Source organism: Streptomyces sp. NPDC002130 (assembly GCF_040296465.1).
Taxonomy (GTDB): domain Bacteria; phylum Actinomycetota; class Actinomycetes; order Streptomycetales; family Streptomycetaceae; genus Streptomyces.
This window is the reverse complement of record NZ_JBEOXI010000004.1, coordinates 1-2,221: the sequence shown is the minus strand read 5'-3', so window position 1 is coordinate 2,221 and position 2,221 is coordinate 1. Positions and strand designations below refer to the sequence as shown.

The 2,221-nt window shown below is 74.0% G+C and carries 2 protein-coding genes; one reads left to right on the top strand and one right to left on the bottom strand.

Annotation, left to right across the window (positions count from 1 at the left end):
- Positions 1-106: 106 nt before the first annotated feature.
- The gene (locus tag ABT116_RS01255) at positions 107-1,198 is read right to left on the bottom strand and encodes an amidohydrolase family protein (RefSeq protein WP_351626105.1); all 1,092 of its coding nucleotides are present in this window, start codon (positions 1,196-1,198) and stop codon (positions 107-109) included.
- Positions 1,199-1,332: 134 nt separating this feature from the next.
- On the opposite strand from ABT116_RS01255, the gene ABT116_RS01250 reads away from it, so the two are divergent.
- Positions 1,333-2,221, top strand: an 889-nt coding sequence (locus ABT116_RS01250) for a pyridoxal-phosphate-dependent aminotransferase family protein (RefSeq protein WP_351626103.1), incomplete at its 3' end; no start/stop codon positions are given.

Here is a 2,221-nt window from a genome sequence, read left to right as displayed (position 1 = left end):
TGAGGACCGAGAATCCGCAACGGGCTCACCTCGCTCACCCAACCCGGACCCCCGGCAGCCCCGGACGCACTGGGCCCGGACCCCCGCGATCGCCGCCCTGGCGGCCCTACCCGACCACGCGCCCGTTCAGCACCACCCGGCGTGGCGCCGCCAGCACCCGCACGTCGGCGCGCGGGTCCTCGTCGTAGACGACGAGGTCGGCCGGGGCGCCCTCGTCCAGGCCGGGGCGGCCGAGCCAGGTGCGGGCGGTCCAGGTGCCCGCGGCGAGGGCCTCGACGGGCGGGATGCCGGCGGTGACGAGCTCGCCGACCTCGGCGGCGGCCAGACCGTGGGCGAGGCTGCCGCCGGCGTCGGTGCCGACGAAGACGGGGATGCCGGCGTCGTAGGCGTGGCGCACGGTGTCGTAGCGGCGTTCGTGGAGCCTGCGCATATGAGCCGACCAGCGGGGGAACTTGCTCTCGCCGCCGTCCGCGAGCTGCGGGAAGGTGGCGATGTTGACGAGGGTCGGGACGATGGCGACGCCGCGTTCGGCGAACAGCGGGATGAGGTCCTCGGTCAGGCCCGTGGCGTGTTCGATGCAGTCGATGCCCGCTTCGACGAGGTCCTGGAGGGAGTCCTCCGAGAAGCAGTGGGCGGTCACGCGCGCGCCCAGGCGGTGGGCTTCGGCGATGGCCGCCTCGACGGCTTCGCGGGGCCAGCAGGCCGAGAGGTCGCCGAGGTCGCGGTCGATCCAGTCGCCGACCAGCTTGACCCAGCCGTCGCCGCGGCGGGCCTCCTGGGCGACGTAGGCGACCAGGTCCTCCGGCTCGATCTCCCAGGCGTAGTTACGGATGTAGCGGCGGGTGCGGGCGATGTGCCGCCCGGCGCGGATGATCTTCGGCAGGTCCTCGCGGTCGTCGATCCAGCGGGTGTCGGAGGGCGAACCGGCGTCGCGGATGAGCAGGGTGCCCGCGTCCCGGTCGGTCAGGGCCTGCTTCTCCGCGACGTCCTCGGGGACCGGGCCGTGCCGGTCGAGCCCGACGTGGCAGTGCGCGTCGACGAGGCCGGGCAGGGCCCAGCCGACGACCGTGCGAATGTCGCGGGCGCCGACGGGACGGTCGTAGGAGACGCGGCCGTCGACCACCCACAGGTCGTCCCGGACGTCCTCCGGTCCGACGAGCACCCGCCCCTTCACGTGCAGCACCACCTGATCGCTCATGCACCGCACCTTAATGAGCCGGCCGCGCCGCATCGACGGGGGCCGGTACCCGCGGGACTCGCCGCGCAGGCAGCCGAGGGGCGCCGGTTACCCTCGATGCGGCCGAACCTGCTGTGAGTGAAGAGAGCATTGCCGTGACGCATCCGTTTCTGGACCTGGCCCCGCTCGGCGCGGACCGCTTCGCCGCCATCGAGGACCGTGTGGCGCGGCTGCTGAGCACCGGACAGGACGTCGTGATCATGCAGGGCGAGGCGCTGCTGCCGCTGGAGGGCGCGATCCGCGCCACGGCCGGTCCGGGCACGACGGCGCTGAACGTCATAACGGGACCGTACGGGCAGACCTTCGGCGACTGGCTGCGGGACTGCGGGGCCACGGTGATCGACCTGGCGGTGCCCTTCCACACGGCGGTCACGGCCGAGGAGATCCGGCAGGCACTCACCGAGCACCCTGAGATCGACTTCGTGTCGCTGGTGCACGCGGAGGCGGCGACCGGCAACACCAACCCGGTCGCGGAGATCGGCGAGGCCGTACGGGCGCACGGGGCGCTGTTCTACCTGGACGCCGTGGCGTCCATCGGGGCCGAGCCGGTGCTGCCGGACGCGTGGGGCGTGGACCTGTGCGTGATCGGGGCGCAGAAGGCGATGGGCGGTCCGGCCGGGGTGTCGGCGGTGTCGGTGAGCGAGCGGGCCTGGGCGCGGATGGCCGCCAACCCGAAGGCGCCGCGCCGCTCGTACCTGTCGCTGCTGGACTGGAAGGAGCGGTGGATCGACGGCGGCCGCAAGGCGCTGCTGCACGCGCCGGCGCAGCTGGAGATGCTGGCGCTCGAGGCCTGTGTCGAGCGGATCGAGACGGCCGGTCTCGACGCCGTGATGGCCCGGCACGCGTCCGCCGCGGCGGCCACCCGGGCCGGGGCGGTCGCGCTCGGTGGCGGACTGGAGCCGTACGTGTACGAGGCGCGGGACGCTGCGCCCGTCGCCACGACGCTGCGGGCGCCGTCCCAGGTGGTGGCGTCGGAACTGGCGC

Coding starts and splice junctions, on each gene's coding strand:
- ABT116_RS01255 (WP_351626105.1), bottom strand. CDS start 1,198: ATGAGCGATCAGGTGGTGCTGCACGTGAAGGGGCGGGTGCTCGTCGGA.